General features: G+C 37.5%; 17 protein-coding genes. 8 read left to right on the top strand and 9 right to left on the bottom strand.

All coding sequences use genetic code 11. The features are described from left to right. Positions 1-64: 64 nt before the first annotated feature. From B4G94_RS16700 to B4G94_RS16690, 3 genes are all read right to left on the bottom strand, one after another. Positions 65-856, bottom strand: a complete 792-nt coding sequence (locus B4G94_RS16700; RefSeq protein WP_286860241.1) for a hypothetical protein — start codon at positions 854-856, stop codon at positions 65-67. Between the two features lie 61 nt (positions 857-917). Continuing rightward, positions 918-1,358, bottom strand: coding sequence for a nuclear transport factor 2 family protein (locus B4G94_RS16695; protein ID WP_286860239.1), 441 nt, complete (start codon positions 1,356-1,358; stop codon positions 918-920). Positions 1,359-1,381: 23 nt separating this feature from the next. Further along, positions 1,382-2,020 carry a hypothetical protein gene (locus B4G94_RS16690; protein WP_286860237.1) on the bottom strand — a complete coding sequence of 213 codons (639 nt, stop codon included), beginning with the start codon at positions 2,018-2,020 and terminating at the stop codon, positions 1,382-1,384. An 818-nt stretch (positions 2,021-2,838) separates the two neighbouring features. On the opposite strand from B4G94_RS16690, the gene B4G94_RS16685 reads away from it, so the two are divergent. The 6 genes from B4G94_RS16685 (at position 2,839) to B4G94_RS16660 (ending at position 12,377) form a co-directional block, all read left to right on the top strand. Beyond that, complete coding sequence (locus B4G94_RS16685; RefSeq protein ID WP_286860236.1) at positions 2,839-5,253, top strand: outer membrane beta-barrel family protein; 2,415 nt, start codon at positions 2,839-2,841, stop codon at positions 5,251-5,253. Positions 5,254-5,432: 179 nt separating this feature from the next. Further along, on the top strand, positions 5,433-8,432 hold the full coding sequence (locus B4G94_RS16680; RefSeq protein ID WP_286860235.1) for a sensor histidine kinase: 3,000 nt from the start codon (positions 5,433-5,435) through the stop codon (positions 8,430-8,432). Between the two features lie 69 nt (positions 8,433-8,501). Next, a complete protein-coding gene (locus B4G94_RS16675; RefSeq protein WP_286860234.1) occupies positions 8,502-9,125 on the top strand; it encodes a response regulator in 624 nt (207 codons plus the stop codon). A gap of 562 nt (positions 9,126-9,687) precedes the next feature. After that, the gene (locus B4G94_RS16670; RefSeq protein WP_286860232.1) at positions 9,688-10,551 is read left to right on the top strand and encodes a helix-turn-helix domain-containing protein; all 864 of its coding nucleotides are present in this window, start codon (positions 9,688-9,690) and stop codon (positions 10,549-10,551) included. Between the two features lie 91 nt (positions 10,552-10,642). Further along, positions 10,643-11,611: an alpha/beta hydrolase gene (locus B4G94_RS16665; protein WP_286860231.1), complete on the top strand. Its 969-nt coding sequence runs from the start codon at positions 10,643-10,645 to the stop codon at positions 11,609-11,611. Between the two features lie 211 nt (positions 11,612-11,822). Then, positions 11,823-12,377 (top strand): DJ-1/PfpI family protein, encoded by a 555-nt coding sequence (locus B4G94_RS16660; RefSeq protein WP_286860230.1) that lies wholly within the window; start codon positions 11,823-11,825, stop codon positions 12,375-12,377. 82 nt (positions 12,378-12,459) lie between these two features. Here the strand turns inward: B4G94_RS16660 and pgl are convergent, their stop codons facing one another. The 4 genes from pgl to B4G94_RS16640 form a co-directional block, all read right to left on the bottom strand. Further along, complete coding sequence (gene pgl / locus B4G94_RS16655; RefSeq protein WP_286860229.1) at positions 12,460-13,170, bottom strand: 6-phosphogluconolactonase; 711 nt, start codon at positions 13,168-13,170, stop codon at positions 12,460-12,462. Positions 13,171-13,187: 17 nt separating this feature from the next. Continuing rightward, a complete protein-coding gene (gene zwf / locus B4G94_RS16650; RefSeq protein ID WP_286860228.1) occupies positions 13,188-14,669 on the bottom strand; it encodes a glucose-6-phosphate dehydrogenase in 1,482 nt (493 codons plus the stop codon). A 9-nt stretch (positions 14,670-14,678) separates the two neighbouring features. Continuing rightward, the gene (gene gndA / locus B4G94_RS16645; RefSeq protein ID WP_286860226.1) at positions 14,679-16,097 is read right to left on the bottom strand and encodes an NADP-dependent phosphogluconate dehydrogenase; all 1,419 of its coding nucleotides are present in this window, start codon (positions 16,095-16,097) and stop codon (positions 14,679-14,681) included. 562 nt (positions 16,098-16,659) lie between these two features. Continuing rightward, positions 16,660-17,253, bottom strand: a complete 594-nt coding sequence (locus B4G94_RS16640; protein ID WP_286860225.1) for a DMP19 family protein — start codon at positions 17,251-17,253, stop codon at positions 16,660-16,662. Between the two features lie 309 nt (positions 17,254-17,562). On the opposite strand from B4G94_RS16640, the gene B4G94_RS16635 reads away from it, so the two are divergent. Further along, on the top strand, positions 17,563-18,156 hold the full coding sequence (locus B4G94_RS16635; RefSeq protein ID WP_286860223.1) for a hypothetical protein: 594 nt from the start codon (positions 17,563-17,565) through the stop codon (positions 18,154-18,156). A 41-nt stretch (positions 18,157-18,197) separates the two neighbouring features. Next, the gene (locus B4G94_RS16630) at positions 18,198-18,938 is read left to right on the top strand and encodes a DUF2490 domain-containing protein (RefSeq protein ID WP_286860222.1); all 741 of its coding nucleotides are present in this window, start codon (positions 18,198-18,200) and stop codon (positions 18,936-18,938) included. A 553-nt stretch (positions 18,939-19,491) separates the two neighbouring features. On the opposite strand, the gene B4G94_RS16625 is transcribed toward B4G94_RS16630, so the two are convergent. Further along, complete coding sequence (locus tag B4G94_RS16625; RefSeq protein WP_286860221.1) at positions 19,492-19,959, bottom strand: hypothetical protein; 468 nt, start codon at positions 19,957-19,959, stop codon at positions 19,492-19,494. 67 nt (positions 19,960-20,026) lie between these two features. After that, positions 20,027-20,743, bottom strand: a 717-nt coding sequence (locus B4G94_RS16620; RefSeq protein WP_286860220.1) for a hypothetical protein, incomplete at its 5' end; no start/stop codon positions are given.

The following is a 20,743-nucleotide window of genomic DNA, read 5'->3' as shown; positions in this document are numbered from 1 at the left end:
TGGATAAAATTGTCAGTAATTAAAAAACTAGCTGCGTGTGTTCAATTACCAATAAATAGGATTTTTAAGGTTGGTAAACGAATTTTCTATTGATCACTATTGGATTACCGTCATTCTCCACCTTTTTCTCCACTGCTGTAAGCGGATAACCAGCATTGTCATAGGTATATGTAGTAGTGATCGTTTGGTTCAGCGTCCCCTGCGCGTTTGTAGTGACCTCTTTAACAATATTATGCTTGCTGTAAGTGTGTGTAAATAGTGAGAGATAAGAACCTACGGTGGTCATATAGGGATTAATCTTATTATCATATTCATAATTTATCTTGACCGATAGATCAAGCGTATTATTTTCCGTTAAATCATATATCTCCTCACGTTCAACTTCCCCCTGCTGATTATAGAACAGTTTTCTTCGATAATATGGTTTATCCTCCTCAACCAGACCATATCCGGTCACTTCTTTAACTTGTGCCCCCTGATATTCATACTGATTGTAGTGGAAAGTTTCTGCATCTGTGTAGGATATCTCTTCTCTTTCCAAACGATCTCCTGAATAGACAAATTTGATTTTACCTTCCTGGGTTTCCACTTCTATCGGTTTCTTGTTATTATCATAGGTAATTCGGGATCTCGTGAGCCCCTCATCTGCTACTTCGATCAGCTCTGTCAGCACGCCATTTGTATACTTAAATTCACTATAATTATCCGCGTCGACCTCAATCTTACTTAGCTTTTTTTCAACTTTTTCTGGTTCCACTGCGCAAGTCGAACATTTGTCAGAACATGAAAATAAGGACAAGCCTATAAATGATAACAAGGCTAAAGTTCCCTGTTTTGAATGGAATTGATGTTTCATAGTATTATTCATTTTTATATTTTATTTAAAATAGTACCGTCTACTGGCACCTGATATAAGTTTATACTTGCTGATTTTCTTTTTGGCTGTGGCCCACCAATATTTTACAGACCTTCCATCCTTCGTCCGTCGAACTCAGATAGATATAATCGGTACGTGTAAAAGTTTGGAATTGCATCGTCATTTTAGCTAAACAGTTTGTACTGTTTTCGTCAAGTATACTATAATCCGTCACACAGTCGTAAGTATGACCTGTCATCGATTTTAAAAATCTTACAATTTCCTTTTTTGAATGCCGCTCTTTCCTGTCATTCAAGTAATATTCAAAATCATTAGCAAAGAAATGTTCTACCAATTGTGATTCCCCTTCGCTGACAGATTTTACGTAGGCATCTACGACTTTGGAAACCTTCCAGTCCCGCATTGGGCTCGGTTTAGAAGCTGCGCTGGCTACAATACTTATTATGCACGCAAAAAAAAGTGTGCTCATTATCCTTTTCATGTTAATTATATTTTAATAGATGATTATCGTTGTGGTTCAGTTGATTTTACATAGCGTTGTATTTCACCCTCACCCAGAGGCACTTCCAACACTTTTTTTCCGTTATTTTCTTTTATTGTCCAATCTTTAAGAACCATTTTTTTGTTGGGATACAGTTCTGCTGATGTATATTTTTTTGTTTCACCAAAACCCGGAGGATTGCTTGATCCGCAGCTATTAAAGGACCGATAGTTCCCACTTGCGTAGAACATTTCCAAAGTTTTATTGACTGGATCTATTTTTACGGTACCTTCTTTATAACCTAGGACTTGGGTACGGCAGTAAGTGGATGTGCTGGTATAATAAAAGTATTCCTTGGCCCGGCCATCTTTGTAAAACATGTATCCAACCGCAATTTCATTGGCAGGACCTTTGTACACTCCATCGTATCCCCAAAAATTACTGATCGAACTTACACCAGCAATCCAATAACCTACCAGTTCATCCGGCACGGTAGATCTGGGATGATTTCCAAATTCACCTTCAGGCAATTCGGATGCATTTTCTGCTTTTTTACAGCTATAGAATGTACAGCAACACAATGCACTTACACACAGTAGACAAAGGGCGAGCAATAGCCCTTTTATTCCGCCTGATTTTTTTTTCAATACTTTAGCATTCATTTCTTTTCTTATTTAATTTCAACCTAGTGTTATAATATATCTTTCTATGATAAATTTTCTTTTTCAAAATTACCCCCTTGTAACACAGCAATGAATCACATCTTTGGGTGATTCGTCGGATTTTACACATCGCCTATTTGATTATTTAAAATTATCGCAGCTTTGGCGGCGAACAAATAAGCAGAATCCACTATCTTAATTGGCAATACTGCCTATGTATCTGCTTCAGCTACTACCTAATTTTGGATATATATTATGAAGAGACTTTGGGGATTAGGGTATGGATAACGAGGCAGGTATTAGTAAATTGAATATCCGTCGAAGTATCTGATGATAGGATCTATTTCTTGAATGATGCCCAAGGGCTATCAATTGATCGTCCAGACGATGCCTGGCTCCGATATCATACAAGAAAAAAAACACTATAATTTGACATGCACTAAATAAGTGAAGGTCGAAATATCAGGACCGGATTTACTCTTTCAGTAAGAGGGGCTTCGAATCACATTAACATGTGGTTTATCAGGCTCACTATTCTTTCTAATTTGCAACATCATTATAGGCTAAGTGTCAGGACGAACAAAAGCCAGATAATAACTCAAAATTGACTAGTTAGTAATAGTAGTTTCATATGTGAGGACATGTCGCGAGGATATTTCCTAAAGTTAAAAAAGAAGATCGGGGTTTCCCATAGCCCCGATTCTTTGAAAGAATAATTTAAATAATCCCACAAACATGTGATGGATCACCAAAAAAATGCAAACTACTTTTGTGGATAAAAACAGTCCCTATTAAAGAGCACTAAAATCACTGATTCGATGAAAAAAAACGTCTTCCTATTCTTGATCGTATTTTTGTTCCAAATTACTAGACTCGTTGGGCAGCCGCAAGCGGAGCATTATATGCTTTCGGGAAAAGTGGTTACCTCGAACAGCACTGATCTGGAAGTAAATCTCTTCAATCTCGAAAGCAAACTGATAAAAACAGAGTTAGTTAATACTACCGGAGAATTTAAATTCGACGGGTTAGCCAGTGGATCCTATTATCTAAAAATTAGCAGAAACCGGGCGGATATCTATAACTCCCAAGTTTTCCAGGTTCGGGATCAATCGCTACTACTTCCCACAATCACGATAAATGATAAGATATTGGAGACTGTTGTTGTCACCAAAGTCCGTCCATACATAGAGCGACAGGAAGGAAAAATAATCCTAAATGTAGAAAATAGCCTTCAAAATACCGGTGGTTCAGCCTTTGAAGTATTAGAAAAAGCACCCGGTGTCAATGTTGACGCCAATGACAACATAAGCTTGCGAGGAAAAGGGAATTTACTCATACAGATCGATGGGAAAAATACACCGCTAACAGCCGATGCCCTTGCAGACTATCTCCGGGGAATCCCAGCTTCCACTATAGAAAAAATTGAATTTATCACTAACCCCTCCTCAAAATATGATGCCGCAGGTACAGCTATCGTCAATATTAAACTGAAAAAAGGAACAAAGAAAGGAACAAATGGGACATTGACTACCGCAATCGGCACAGGAAGATATATCAAAAACAGCAATAGTCTACATATCAACCACAGGACTAACCATGTGAATCTGTTTGCCAGCTATAATTTCGCCTATCGTGAGATGTCAAATGATCTGATATTGAACCGAAGCTTTTATAATCAGGAAAATTTCGTAAAAGCATATCTTCAGGATAATTTCATCAAAACAGGTTCCCAAAATCATAGCGGAAAACTGGGGCTTGACTATAATCTTAACGACAAAAACCTCTTAGGCATCTCCGTCGGTTTAAATAGTAATATTATGACTCCCAACAGTAATAGTAAAACGACTATATTAAATAGTGAATCTCTGATTACCAAAGAAATAGAAACCCAAAGCAACGCAAAAAACAGGTGGCGAAACAGCAGCATTAACCTAAACCACAAGTATACCATAGATTCTATCGGTTCGGAAGTAAGTACCGACCTCGACTTTATCCACTATTTCAATAAGTCCGCCCAAAACTTTAACACCCAAACAAGCCTGCCGGGTCAAGCAATGCCGCTCCCTTATCTTCTACAAGGAGATATAGACGGCGGTCTGAACATCTATTCTTTGAAAAGTGATGCAATAAAAGTTTTAAAACAACATTGGAAATTTGAAACAGGAATTAAAACCAGCTTTGTCAAATCCGATAACGATATGGTATTCTATGATCACAGTACCGATGATCCGAAACTCGACGTGAATAAGTCTAATCATTACATTTATAAGGAATACATCCATGCTGTCTATGGAAATCTCTCAAAAAAATGGAAAAATATCAAAGCCGTTGTCGGATTGAGAGTCGAACACAGCAATGTTACCGGAACACAGGTCACGATGAATATGGTCAATAAAAGAAAGTATACACAGCTGTTCCCCAGTGCTTCATTATCATTTGACCTCAGCTCAGAAAATAATCTGGAAATAAACTTTAGTCGGAGAATTTCTCGTCCGAGCTATATACAGCTCAATCCGTTCAAGTATTATATCAACGCAACAACCTATAAAACAGGAAATCCAGATCTAAACGCACAGACTTCTCTAAATTATGAAGCCACTTATAGCCTAAAAAGTAAATACCTGGCCACCGTGAGCTACAGCAAAACCACAAATAATATCACATCGGTCGTAAAACCGATCATCGAGGATGGGGAGAACATTTCGGTGCAGACAGACGAGAACCTCAGATCAGCATCATACTATGGACTATACCTCGTTGCTCCTTTTAAAGTATTGACCTGGTGGGATCTGAATACAAACCTCAATTTTTATTATGGCTCCTATACAGGGAATATCTCCGAAACACAAATCAATAACAAGGGGAACTTTAATATTGACATAAATACCGTGAATACCTTTAAATTAGGCAATAATTATTCGGCCGAGCTCGCAGCAAATTATAAGTCGGCCGAAGTCTACGCTTTCGCTCGTATCTCACCGCTCTGGTCCATAAATATTGGTGCCCAGAAAAAATTCCGAAATAACAGTACATTGAAACTCTCTTTCACAGATATCTTCTGGACGAACTATTATAAGGGATTGACGGTCTATGCTAATTACAGGGAAAATTTTAGTTCGAAAAGGGATACAAAGGTGATGATGCTTTCTTATAGCTACAATTTCGGAGGTGGAAAACCAACACAAAACCGAAAAACCGGGGGAGCTGAAGATCTCAAACGCCGGGCCGAATAGTCCAATTCATACGGGTTAATCACCGTTTATTGTAAACTAATTACTTGTTAAATCTATAGAAATATTAAAGAAAGCACATCCTATATTGGCGTAATCCTTAATCAAAATCAGTACAACAAAGTGTCTAGATTTTATTAAACCACAGATTTATTGCATTTTTAAAAAAAATAACTTCCGTAATGAAAAGCAAAAGGTTTATCCGATACCTACTGGCTGTATTAACAATATTTCCACTGCTGCTCACAGCAAAGGAGATCTCTTTCAGCCGTATAACCGAAGGCTTAGCATCCAACTTTGTGAACTGCGTCACGCAAACGGAGGACGGATTTATTTGGGTCGGAACCAAAAATGGATTGCAGCGCTACGACGGCATGCGTTTTCGCCGGCTCCTGAGTCTGGGCCTCCCGGGATTGCCTGTTGACCAATTGCTCATCACGCAAAAGTCAAAATCGCTTCTTGTGCGAATGGAACATAAATTTTTTCTATTAAATACCCACACGAATAAAACGCAGGAAATCGCGATAGACAAATACAGCAAGGACTTTCAGAATTATCAGATCCGTCTCGTCCAACAGGGACAGCACATCTTTCTAATACTTCATGGAGTGGATATTTTGCTATTAAACGAATCGACAAATAAGTTCGAATCCAGCAAAAGTGTCATAGATTTTCCGTCAAACTGGGAGCCCTCCTGGCTACAATATGACCAAAAAGGTGTTTTTTGGATTTCAGGAAAACAAGGGATGGGGTATTTTGACACGAAAAAAAGATCGTTTTTTACAAATAGTAACCTCAATTCACTTAAAAACATAAACCGCTTTTTCATAGATTCCAAATCTCGTTTTTATATTCACACAAAAATACGCCACGCGAACGGCCAGATCTATCTTACTGACGCTAATTTTCAACGTAAGAAAATTATACCCTCCGCGCCGAATAGTGACAGCAACTATCACGACTTTTACGATTGCTTCGAATATGACCATACCGTATGGGCTTATGGCGTGGATATCTTCAACCTTTTTGACGAAGATAAAAAGGAATTTATCCAATTCTATGATCGAAAAAATATGGATTATGGAATACAGATTACCACAGTTTCGCAGGTTTTTAAAGACCGTGACAACAACCTCTGGGTAGCGACAGACAACGGGCTATACATTATGTCTGTCATAGGAGATCATGTGCGAAACATCGTTACGTCCACAATATTTCATAAAGCGGCTATCACCGCCTTAACTTCTTTCGGTTCAGATCGTATCTTGGTAAGTTCCTGGGGGGAAAAACTGACTGCTTTTAAATATGACACGGCACTACATATAAACCATGAACCTGCGATAAATAGCTTGATATTTAAAGGAGAACCGCCGCAAGATGGCAATTTTAGGCACATCTGGGCTATGGAACACGATCCAAAGCGAGGAAATATCTGGATTGGGTGTAAAGATGGAAGATTGATACTTTTTAATACAAAAACAAAAAAATCACAGTTTCTGGTTCCTAAAGTTTTTGAAGGACAATCCATCCGGCATATTACCGTTGACAGAGGTGGTCAGCTATGGTTTGGAACAGATAATGGCAAAATAGTTAGGACAAGTAACAGCGGGTTTGCTTTACTCGCCGATTTAAAATCTGCCATTTCCTGCATTCGGCCCGGTGAAGGGAATAAGATATGGATAGGTACCCGTGGCTCGGGGGTATATGAGCTGGATGGTGGTTCCGGAAAAATTTTAAAAAACTACAAATCCGGAAACCATGGTCTCAGCACTTCAAAAATTCAGGATATTGAGTTTATTGGGAATAGGTTCCTCGCGATAGCAGGATATTCTGGTCTAGATATCTTAAACCTTTCTAGTGGTCATATTATGCAATATAATATTAATAATGGATTGCCGCAGAATATGATCACGGCCTTGGTCACCGATAATGAAGGTCTACTCTGGATGAGCACAACCGCTGGTATTTGCCGTTTCGACCCCAACAAAAAAGACTTCCATTCTTTCAATAAGCAGCATGGTCTAATCAACACGTCAAATATCGTTAATCTGCCAATGCGAGGCATCAAGCTTGAAAGTGGAAAAATCGTATTCAGCAGTGACAAAGTTATCCTTATCTTCGATCCTTCAAAATTTAACAATAGCAACTCAGCGCCTAAAAAGCTACATATTACCGATTTCAAGCTTTTTGACAATTATTTATCTGTTGATTCTTTAATCAAAGTGGGAGGTGTCACGCTAGAGAACTGGCAGAATTATTTTTCTATCTTTTATTCACCGCTTTCCTACAATGATCGTGACAACCTCAAATACTATTATCGGCTTGAAGGATCAGAAAATTCCTGGATCCTTAGTGATCCTCGACTAGGCGTTAGAGTCGCCGCACTATCACCCGGAAAATATGTCTTCATGATACGTTCGGAAAATCAGGAAGGTAAATTTTCGGCAATCACACGGTTGCCGATCACTATTAAACCTGCGTTCTATCAGACCTGGTGGTTTTTTTCCGGCATTATTCTCCTGATTTTACTTGGAATTTTCATTTTACACCGTTATCGGTTAAGGAGACTGTTGGAAGTACACCGTCTACGCGAAAAGGTCGCACGGGACCTGCATGATGATGTTGGATCTACGCTCACTTCTATCCATATTCTGAGCGAAGTAGCAAAAAAAGATCTTTCGGACGAATATCATGTCGTCCAGGCCTATCTTGACCGGATCGGAGCAAACAGTTCACAGATGATGCAGGCAATGGATGACATTGTCTGGAGTATAAAACCGGATAATGACCTTCTGCAGAAAATTGTAGCGCGTATGCGCGAACATGCTGCCCTAATCTTGGATCCAATGAAAATACAGTATATTTTTAAAGCTGATGACAGTATACGGAATATTAAATTAGATATGGAACAACGCCGTAATCTATTTCTGATCTATAAAGAAGCACTGAACAATATTTCCAAATACGCTGAGGCCACCCTTGTAGATATCCATATCGGTGCAGGAGAATCGCATATTGAACTAATTATCAAAGATAATGGCAAAGGTTTTGACTCCAATAAACAGCAATCGGGTAACGGATTATTCAATATGAATCAACGAAGCGAAGCCTTGGGGGGCGAGCTTAAGATTTCGTCATCCACAGGTGTAGGAACCAGCATTTCACTGATCATGAAAATCTGATAAAAGACAATTCACATCAATATGTGATTGGTCTTTCTTTAAATTTTTCATAAAATTGTAGCATAGATTATGACAAAGATCCTTATATACGAAGATAACAGCCAATTGAGAGAGGTGTTGTCAATCCTTATTAATAGTGATCCAAAATACCTGGTACAGGCTGCTTATGGCCATTGCGCCAATGCTATCGAAGATATCCGAAAGCACGCCCCCGATCTCGTTCTCATGGATATCGACATGCCTTTTATAAATGGTATCTCGGGATTAAAGCTATTAAGGGATTCAGGGTTTAAGGGCAAAATTATCATGCTTACCGTATTTGATGACAATGTCAATGTTCTTGAAGCTATAAAGGCTGGTGCCAACGGCTATATATTAAAAAAAACACCGCCAGCAAAAATTCTTGAGTATATCGAAGATGCTTTAAATGGAGGTGCTCCCATGACCTCCTCTATTGCGACTCAGGTACTGCATATGCTTGCGGATGGAAAGGCTACAAGAACATCGAGTTTCAACCTGTCCGCCCGTGAGAAAGAGGTTCTGGATCTCCTGGTGGATGGATATAGCTATAAGATGATCGCAGATAAGCTCTATATTTCCATGGATACCGTTCGATCCCACATTAAAAAAATTTATGAAAAACTCCAAGTAAACTCCAAGAGCGAGGCGGTGGTAAAGGCATTAAAAATTTAGATCGATGGAGTAAGAAAATCCCGCAATCTTAGGCCAACGCTGATATACATTGGTATCTATTAAATTTATTTAAAATTCTGTTATAGCTAAAATACGGATAAGCTTAGCATTAAAGTCAGTCATTCACAATTCATAGGAGCCCCAAGCTTACAGATTATGCAACATTATCACTTAAAAATCCAATCGTCGTAAGATTATTTGGATTTACAGTTGTTAATTTGTTTAAAGATGTAGACCGCTATTAATAATTTTCATTCCGCAATAGCACATTTGTAGCATAGTTACGAATTGCATTTGGAATTGAAATTTGATCTGACTGTTTTTGAAGAGCTGCATATACGCATATATGATGACAGGTATGGCTATTCCTGTATAGCAATTGGTTGTGAGCTGGTATTTAAGGTTGGAAAGAAATAATATGAGTATCATCTGTCTGCTCAAGTAGGTCTATCATATCTATTCTGAATCTTTCTTTACCGTAAAAATCAAAGGTATCCCAGTAAAAACTTAAAGCCAGTTAAACCATTAATTGTTAAATTTATGCCCTACAGGAGATAAAGCATTGAAGAAAAAATACAACATAAAGGAGTTTCTTGAATACACGAATATAAGCGGTTTTAAGAACGGCCATATTCATTTGGTAGAATATAGCAGTCAAAAGAATATACGTAGAAAATCTGCTCCTATTGAGCTTGATTTTTATCTTTTGGCAATAAAGCAGAATTTTGACAAGACGCAGGATTATGGTCAGACCATATTTGACCGGTCAGATGCCTTTGTCTATCTTGATCAGCCGGGAGATTTGCTACAGTGGGATATAGCACACCAAATTTCAGGGTATCAGATTCTGATTGATACCGGGCTTTTCGGAAAAATAGCCAAAGAATACAGTTTTACTTATTATGGTAATCACGAGGCTCTTTTTATTACCAAAGAGGAAGAGAAAATCATTACTGACCTTTTTCAAAAAGCATTAAAGGAGTTTAACAGCTACGATAATTTTTCCAAGGATATAGTTATTTCGTATGCTTCACTTATATTGTCTTACATCCAAAAATTTTACAGCAGGCAGTTTGATACAAGACAAGATCTCTATAATACTACTGTAGCTGATTTTTATAAAAACCTTGAAATGTATTACGATGATGAACAGAATGCCCTTGACATGCCATCTGTCTCTTATTTCTCGGAAATGGCAAATCTATCATCCAATTATTTTGGCGATCTTATCAAGCATTATACTGGACGTTCCCCTCAGGAGCATATCCATCAGCTACTCATTCAGATTGCAAAGAACAAATTAAGAACAACCTCACTAAGTATCAGTGAGATCGCATATAGTTTGGGATTTGAATATCCGTCCTATTTCGCTACGTTTTTCAAAAAAGAAACAGGCATTTCTCCAAGCGTTTTCCGAAATCAGTAAATAATTAAAGTCTTTCCGTAATTACTTTAAGCTTCAGGGCTACAGTTCGAAATATCTTTGTATAGATTAAATAACTTTTAAAGATAAGAGAATGAAAGCGGTAAAATTCAAAAACAGAAATTGGGAGGTAGCAGGTATTTTACAATTCCCAAAAGACTTTGATGAAACTAAAAAATATCCAGCGATTGTCTGTGCGCATCCTATCAGCAGTTGCAAAGAGCAGACAGCAGGAAATATTTACGGCAAGGCATTAGCAGAAGCAGGATTTATAACATTAGCTTTTGATGCTTCCAATCAGGGTGAAAGTGGTGGTGAGGTGAGATTTTTAGAAGACCCGGCAACCCGCGTCGAGGACTTCCGATGTGCAGCAGACTTTTTAACTACATTAAACTACGTAAATGAGGAGAAAATCGGCGTTTTGGGCGTTTGTGGTGGAGGTGGTTATGCTGCTAATGTAGCCATGACGGAAAGGCGCTTTAAAGCAGTTGTAACTGTCGTTGGAGCCAACTACGGACGTTTGCTTCGTGAGGGAGATTTTTCCACCGATGCCGCAATAAAAACTTTGGAGGATATTGCAAAGCAGCGTACTGCACAGGCGAGAGGAGCAGAATCTGCTATTACAATTTATAGACCGAACTCACAGGAAGACAGAAAGGCAGCTGGCTTAAACGATATTGATTTAATAGAAGCGGTGGATTACTATCAGACACCTAGAGGGCAACATCCGAATTCACCGAACCATCTACGTGTGGACAGTCTGGACAAAGCAATGGCTTTTGATGCGTTCCACCTAGCGGAGCTATTACTTACCCAGCCGCTTCATGTGGTAGTCGGCGATAAAGTAGGTGCATTTGGTTCGTATAGGGATGGACTTGAACTGTTTGGTAAAGCTGCGTCGAAACAAAAAAGCATACAGGTTGTTCACGGAGCGAGTCATTATGATCTTTATGATGTGCCCCAATACACAACCCAAGCATTGGCTGAAATAATTCCGTTCTTTAAAAAACATCTTAACAATAATTTTCTGAACCAAGTTAAAGTTGTTGAAAAACTTCCTTAATCAATCGCTTCGGATTAAAACTTGTCGGAACATTTATTTTTCCGACATTTTTATTTAACATCTTGATCGATTAATCGGAAGTTCAAAATTATAGACTTCACTTACAGTTAAAGACAGTGAAACAATGTCCCTGAATTTTATACTGACCTCTCCCCGAATTTAGGTGTATTCTAAAATAGAAAATTCCGCTGTAAAATTTGAGAAGTGGGCCATGCCTTATGAAGATGAAAACATCGGTAAAATCCTCGACAAGTATAATACGCAATTTTCAAACCCGCACAACCTGCGGGATTTTATAGCCGACACGAATAAAGGATATGTTGACTACGTGGCCGTTTTTATCCCAGGCGGCCATGGCGCAATGCTCGGACTACCTGAAAATAATGATGTAAAAGAACTTATCAAATGGGCAGTTGCTGAAGATAAATATCTATTGGCAATCTGCCATGGGCCGGCAGCGCTCTTAAGCGCAGCAGATTGTGGAGATGCTGAGTTTCCCTTTAAGGGGTATAAGATCAATTCGTTTCCCGATGAAATGGATAGGACTTTGCCAGAAAGTGGATACCAACCTGGCGAGATGCCATGGTTTTACGGCGAAAAACTCAAACAACTTGGAGTTGAAATTTTGAATAAAAAAATTGCCGGCGATTGTCACGTTGACAGAAAATTGATCACTGCTGATAGCCCATTAGCGGCTGATAAATTCGGCAAACTCTGCGCGGATGAACTTCTAGCCTATAAAAAATCAAGAGTGGAAAATGGATAGGCTATTTTTTTCAGATAAAAGGCTCCCTTATTAATCGATAAGGGAGCCTTTTTGGCTAGATGCCCACTATAGTTAAATGACATTAACTTCCAGCTTCTTTATCGGTAAAAATCTGGACTCCTGCTCTCTTTTCAATTAACTGTAGCGGATATAGTTCAGGATTATATACACCATTAAGAACTTCATTCAATGCGTTTTTCTTGGATTTACCAAATGTAACAATCAGAATATTTTCAGCTTTATTGATAATAGGTTCAGTCAAAGTAATCCTGAACATTGCCTGTGGCTTTAGATAGTAGGCATCAACCCATTTTTCTTTTTCTTGTAAAATCTTTTCACCCGGAAACAGAGAAGCTGTGTGGCCATCATCTCCCATTCCTAAAAGGATGAAATCAAAAATACCGTCAGCGCCCAAAACATTTCTGATTTGAGCTTCGTATTCTTTAGCGTAATTTCCAGGCTCAATTCCCTCTTTATACATGGGGAAAATCTGATTTTTATTGACTGGAACCTTATTCAAAAGTACTTCCACAGTCATCTTAAAATTACTTTTCTCATCTTCAAGAGATACCCATCTTTCATCTACCCAAAAAAAATGGATTTTGTTCCAAATTATTTTATCTGCATATTCGGGCGTAGCTAATAAGCTAAAAATAGCTTTGGGTGAAGAACCACCACTCAACGCAACCACAAATTTATCATGCTTCTGGATTGCTTGTTTCGAAAGCTCAACAAATGTATCAGCTGCTTTTTTATATAAAGCATCCAGATTATTAAATATTGTAATATTCATTTTCTTTTAATTAGATTTTAAACCCACTGATGTCCCTGCCGCTCTACCAGTGCATCACTGTCATCAGGTCCCCAGTTTCCTGAAGCATAATTTGGGAACGATGGGTCTTTGGTTTTTTCCCAGGTTTCCTGAATCGTTTTTATCACATCCCAAGCTTCTTCGACCTGATCAGAGCGCATAAACAATGTAAGGTCTCCCACAAGTGCTTCCAATAGAAGAGTTTCATAAGCTTCGGGCGTATCGGTCTGACAGGCAAAATTATCGAAAATCATTTCCACAGGTTTAAGTGCTAAAGACAAGCCTGGCTTTTTAGACATAAACTGCAATCTGATGTCCATTTGTGGCTGGATATTAATAACCAATCGGTTAGCCGACAGAAGCGAAGTGCTTTCTGAAAACGTCGAATGTGGAAGTGGCTTAAACTGAATCGTTATATAAGAATGCTTTTCTTTCATCTTCTTCCCGGTACGAACATAAAAAGGAACATCCTCCCATCTTTCATTATCCAGATAAAACTTGATAGCGACAAATGTTTCCGTATTGGAATCATGAGCAATTCCCTCTTCCTGGCGATAGCCATTTACTTTTAGCCCATTTACTTTGCCTCGTCCGTACTGTCCTCTTACCGCATAATGATCTACTTTTTCGGGAGAAATCCTACGGATGGATTTTAAAACATCAACTTTACGATCCCTGATCTCACCTGATTCGAGTGAGGCCGGAGGTTCCATAGCAACCATGCAAAGAATTTGCAAAAGATGGTTCTGAATCATATCGCGCAAAGCTCCTGTCTGCTCATAAAAACTGGCTCTTGTTTCCACTCCTACTTGTTCGGCAACTGTAATCTGCACCGATTCTATATGTCTGTGGTTCCAAAGAGGTTCAAAAATTGAATTTCCGAACCTGAACGCCAAAATATTCTGAACTGTTTCTTTACCTAAATAATGATCGATACGATAAATCTGTTCTTCCTGGAAAGTTTGTGAAAGAAGATTATTCAGCTCAATGGCAGATTCTTTATTGTGACCAAAAGGTTTTTCGATAATAATTCGATCTGTTGCAGGATCAGATGCTATTGATGTATTTTTAAGATGATTTGAAATTACCGATACAAAGTTTGGTGCAATGGACAAATAGAAAAGTCTGTTTCCTCTCATTCCGTACACTTTATCGAAATTTTCCAGTTTCTGATATAAATTCTGATAAGAGCTTTCTTCATCAAGCTGATGCTGAAAATAGCTGATGTGAGCCTGAAAACCAGCCCAATCTTCCTTGATTACAGTCTTTCTGGAAAAACTCTCCAGATTTTCTTTAATATAAGCGCTGAATTTTTCATCCGTATTTTCGGCTCTTCCTAGAGCTAAAATATTAAAACCTTTTGGCATTCTGCCATCGATATATAAATTGTAAAAGGCAGGAAAAAGCTTTCTTTTTGCCAAATCCCCTGTTGCACCAAAAATAACGATCGTTGTTGGATGCAGGACTGTATTGTCGCTCATTGTTAGGATCTAGTTATTTACGTTTTGCCATGAAGTATGAAAGACTCCTTCTCTGTCAGTTCTTTGGTAAGTGTGCGCACCAAAATAATCACGCTGAGCCTGAAGCAGGTTTACAGGCAAAGATGCTGTGGTGTAAGCTTCGAAATACCCTAGAGCCGACTGAATTCCTAAGCTTGGAATTCCGTTTGATACAGCAAAAGCAGCTGTTTTTCTTAATGACGAAATTTTATCTTTTACAATTTCTGAAATTTCCTGATCCAATAAAATATTAGATAAGTTCTCATATTTTGAATAAGCCAGATAAAATTTTTCCAATAGAACAGAACGGATGATACATCCACCCCTCCAGATTTTAACAACATCTTTTAACGGAATTTCAAACTGATATTCTTCAGAAGCTTTTACCAATAATGCCAAACCTTGAGCATAACTGATTAAAGTAGATAAATACAAAGCATCCCCCACCTCTTTGATAAACAATTCTGTATTTTCAGGCGTTTTTACTTCTTCTTTAGCATATAGTTGAGATGCTTTCACTCGCTCATCTTTGTAAGCGGATAAAATTCTTGATGTTACTGCAATATCGATGGTCGGAATAGACACACCAATTTCCATAGCCTGCTCGGAGGTCCATTTTCCGGTTCCTTTTGCTCCTGCTTTATCTAAAATCTTGTCGACAAGAAAACCGTCTGTTACATCATCTTTTTGCTGGAAAATATCTCTTGTTATTTCAATAAGGAAGGAATTCATCTCGCCTTCATTCCATCTTTTGAAAACTTCATACAATTGTTTATTGGTAAGATTAGCTCCTTTTCTCAGTAAATCGTATGCTTCACTGATTAATTGCATGATGGCATATTCAATACCGTTGTGAACCATTTTAACATAATTCCCTGCAGCTCCTTTCCCCATATAAGCGGTGCAAGGTTCCCCGTTTACTTTTGCCGAAATAACTTCCAGCATAGGCTTCACCAAATTGAAAACTTCCAAGTCTCCACCCGGCATAATACTCGGTCCTCTTCTTGCGCCCTGCTCTCCTCCAGAAACTCCCATTCCCATAAAATGAAGGTTTTTAGAAGCTAAATCAGCTCTACGTCTCTCGGTATCTTTGAAATAAGAATTTCCCGCATCAATTACAACATCGTTTGGACTCAAAAGCGGTGTTATGCTTTCAAGAACAGCATCAACCGGTTTGCCTGCAGGAACCATCAAAATAATTTTTCGCGGACTGTCTAAACTTAGCACAAATTCCTCTAGAGAAACAGACCCAACAACCTTTGTACCTGAAGCCACTCCTTTACGAAGTTCTATTACCTTTTCTTCATCTAAATCGAATCCTACGGTAGAAAAACCATTATCGGCAATATTGTAAAGCAGATTTCTTCCCATTACACCCAGACCAATGACCCCGTAATTATACTTTTCCATTCTTACTTAAAGTTTATGTTATAAATCAAATTTACTGAAATGCATGCCAGTAAAAAAATTATCTAAAATTTTCTTTCAATCGTTACACTAGTTATCATCAACTGGAAAATGTCATGAATGAATAATTCAATAAGATTATTTTTATTCAATGGATGAATATTTAATACGATAAACTCGCTCGTTCGATCGTAATTATTCAATTTGTTACTCTTCCTAAATGAAAACTAGATAATCATCCAATACCTGGTTTTCTTCATTTAGGATCAATATATAATGGCCTAGATTAAATTGTTTTGACCTCAAATTCAGCCTGACTTCAATAACATAATATGCACTGCGCGAATCATTATACAAAATCTTTATCGAGTCTTTTTCAGATTGAACATCACTGTGGGACAAACCTATTTCACGAAATAAATATCGATTTTCCTCGTTTTGGATACAACTATGATAGGAGTCAATACTGTGTTTAAAATAGTTCTCAACTATCTCTTTAAATTTATTCATTATCATAGAGGGTGCTATTTAAACGTGTTCCATCTTCTGCGCCAATGGCCCATCTTTAATCAGTAAACTCTTTCTTGTTTTTTCGGATGTAGTCAACCTGAATTTTTTGCAAGTTTTTCGCGTCATTAAGTTTATAGAATTCATCGTCAAATTTGTTCAACGGATTGTTCTCATAGGATTTACTAAAACCTTCTACCGTGCCATCCTGATGTTCAGTTATTTTCGATTTCTCTTTTTCAAACGTGTTGTTTGCTCGCTCAGTCAGATCGGCAAATTTAGTTGCGCCGACTAATTTCAACGCTTCTGGTAGCGCTTTAGCAAATTGACCGCTTGAATTGGAATAAAATTGATTATAGCCACCATTATTTACTTCTGCTTCTAATTGGACGATCATATAAATTGCTTGTCTTGATCTGTTCCAGGACATGACGATTTCATATTCTTTATCATATGCTGCCGATAACTTACGATAGAGATTATCATAAACGACTTCTAATAACATTTCATCTGAAGTCGTATCAATGATGTGTTCGGTTAATGGGGTCTGGATTGATGGCTTACTATCGTTTTGCTGAATACGTTCAGAGCAGCCAAACAAACTTAAAATTATTATTAATATAATTCCAATGGTAATAATTTGTTGTCTCATTGATTTTATCATCGTTAAAACTTTTTAGTACGCAAAGATATGCAATAATCCTATTCATGGAGATTTCGGAAGCCTTGACCATACAATTTCGGAAATCGCTGATCAGTTATTTCGAACAAATCTGATCTCAAAGATCGGATCAAGGATGAAATTATAGCAAGTTATTTTAATAAATTTTCTCACTGCATTAACCGCTCGCAAAATTCGATAATTAAATAAAATTATATCCCTTAATTACCAGTGATAGCATTGAAATGATTAATTTTAGTCAATGGGATATGATGAATTGTAAACCACTAAAAATATAGTATGAAAAAAATATTTTTTGCTTCTGTCATGACGTTATCTCTGCTCTCCTGCAGAGATAATAAATCTGTTAATTCCCCTGTAGACAACGTAATAGATAATGCAGGCTCCTCAGCTTCCGGTTCCCTTAAAAGTTATCGGGGCGACGAGCTGACCGTAAACCGTATCTATTTTGAGTTGATTAAAAATGATAAAAATCTGACGGCGCTCAATACCAAAATAGAAAACATCTTCGAGGAGACCGAAAAAACTTTAGCCGTCTATAAAAATATACTTAACACCTCTACCTCTTATTATCAGGATGCTCATCAGCAGACAAAATCTATCACAGATTCATTAGTCAGGCAACAGGTAGAAAAGGAAATTATGGCCAGTTCTGAACAATACAATCTCAACGTAAAAAATATAAAGGAACGGATTGATCTGATCAACAAAAATAATGAGACTTTGACAAGCCTCTATACCACTTTTAAAATCAGAAAAACGCTCCCTGAAATTGAAAAATATCAAAATGCACATCCTTTACAAAAAGATAGTCTGGATCATTTCGTGAATAAACAGAATAGCCTTCTAGATGAATTAAAAAATTTAAGATAGATGTTATGAACACATCAGATCTTATTTTTATAACTTAAATTATGGATAAAAAGAATTCTTTATTTTTTATCATTCTATTTTGCAGCCTCTCGCTGTCCGCCCAGACCGAGCGTAATTTCTCAGGCTGGGGCGCAGTTTTTTCATCCCATAGAATCAGCCCAAAATTCAGCATACATCTGGATGGACAGCTGCGAAGTACAGATGAGATCAGACATTTGCAGAGTTTTCTAATAAGGCCTGGCCTGAATTTTCATGTATCTGGCAATAAAATTTTGACTATTGGCTATGCTTATATCAAAAACCGCCGTGTTATAGACGAAACGGCTTATATGCTGCCCGAACACCGAATATGGGAGCAATTTATCTATAATCAGAATCTGGATATCAGCGATCATACTACCTCACTCCAGCATCGGTTCAGGCTGGAGCAACGTTTTATCGGAAAAACTTATCCGGACGAAAACTCAATGCTGATTGATGGCTATGAGTTTTCGCACCGGCTGCGCTACTTTGTCAGAGGCGTGTTTCCGATAGTTAAAACCAAAAGCTTCACCGACGGTGCTTTTATATCTTTGCAGGACGAGATCTTTGTGAATATCGATAATGCACCAACTTTGACCAACGGAAAATTTTTTGATCAGAATAGAGCATACATGTCTTTAGGATGGCGCTTTTCGCCAAAGTTTGACCTTGAATGCGGATACATGTATCAATATGTAAATGGTAAGAATACGGATGTCAAAAATAATATTATTCAGTTAGCTGCTTATGTACGGCTTTAATTTCTTTACCGTTTTATTTTTAGCTTATTCTAAACAAAATTGGCAATTATGCTGTTTGCCGAGAGCCTCAAGATAGGCAGTGTAAATGATTTCTTGCTTTAATGACAATATCCTTTACATTTATTTGGAGGCAATTTTATCTATGCGATTAATTTACCTCTCCTCGTTTCTCTACTTTCTACTTTCCGCATTTCCAGCACTTTCGCAGCAGCCTTTTGCCACCCAGCAGAAACACTTGAAAAAAACCTTCAAGACGGAGATAATAAAGCCTTTGGTTGTTGCGAATGAGGAATTATATTCGTCATTCGATTATTTAAAAAAAAATTGATGAGTTGATGAAAAAGATGAAATAAGCAGAAAAATAGTTAAATTGAACAATGAACCATGCATTAGCAATTAATGTTTGACATGATACAGCTGCTTACGCATGTCCACCAATTGCTGTCTTAGCTTAACCTGATCGGACTTTACCGGGAGTAAACTGTGCGAGCAAAATTCTCGAATTTCCTCAAAGAGCTCGTGCGACCAGACAAAAAGCTCATCATAGCTAGCATCACTTTTTAAAAAAGCGGGACTGCAAATCCAAGATGAATTCTTCAAAAAATTTACATCTAGCTAAAACCTTGTTAAAGTTTAGTTCACCAAATAATTCTCTACTATCCGATTCAACGTACTTCCGTTTTGCTTTTCTAGTTTCGGACTTCAATTTGTCTTTAGGCTCTTTAATATTAGAGGGATCCTTAGTATAAGATAAATTTGTGCCATACATTTTATTAAAAAGATCTAGGTCAGCAAAAAGCATGGCTTCAAGTTCCCAAATATTTAAAAGTAAAGTAGCTTCGCAAGAATTTGCAGATTGCTGAATTTTTTGATACCATCTCCGTCTTTCATCAACCTTTTTAGACTCAGATTTGAAGGCATCAAGATCTCTTATGCAGATCAACAAATCAAATTTTCCACCTTCTGTTTCAAGCCCAACCTGCTTAAAAAATTTAGCAGATTCCAATTGAGATCCTTTCAAATTTCTACAGATTGACTCCGTTTACTCCAGAATTGCTTGTCAGACTTTATAATGCTCTGTAATATTATTAAAATATCAGCAGAGGATCGTTCGGATCTTCTTTGTAATCCTTAATTCGAAGCTTTCTTTCTCTACCACTCCCACTGACGCTAAATGTCTTATCAGGATTTAAGCGCACAAAGATCTCTATAATGCTGGTAAAAGGTGTTCCTCCTGATCGATATGGCAAAAACAATCCTTTCATATTTAGATTAGCTTCGTTTTCTTGATTATAGTCCTGATAGTTATCGCATATATAGCTATATAATTTATCATCTTCATTTCCATGCAAAAGCATTTTTTTACCTAGAGCCCCGTCTTTATTGACAATGGCTTGAATAATTAAAATCGAATCCCCCGACGGAATTATTGTTTCCTTATAATTAGCATTTAGTTTTTTTTGAAATTTCAACTGAGATGAATATCTAAATGCACAAAAGACTGACCCGTCAGAGAGAGGCTTTATAGAAATTGACTGGGCCTCCACGGCTAAAGCAAAATTTCTCTCTTTTTTATGGACTTTTATATTATCGACCAATTTATCGCTTCGCACAAATTTGTCTATAAGCGGAAATCTCTTTTTCAAAAAAAACAGATCTCCAGAGTATTTAAGAGAATAGTAAGTCTCATATTTTGATCCTTTCAATATATTGTCCTTATTTTTCCCAATTATATAAATTGATTCGGCGGTATCATTTCGAAAGTTTATTTGCAAACCATATACATCAGGATAATTTTCAAATAT

The organism is Sphingobacterium sp. UBA7625, assembly GCF_002484085.1.
Lineage (GTDB): Bacteria > Bacteroidota > Bacteroidia > Sphingobacteriales > Sphingobacteriaceae > Sphingobacterium > Sphingobacterium athyrii.
Note: the sequence above shows the minus strand (reverse complement) of the source record. Positions and strands in the feature narration are given on the sequence as shown.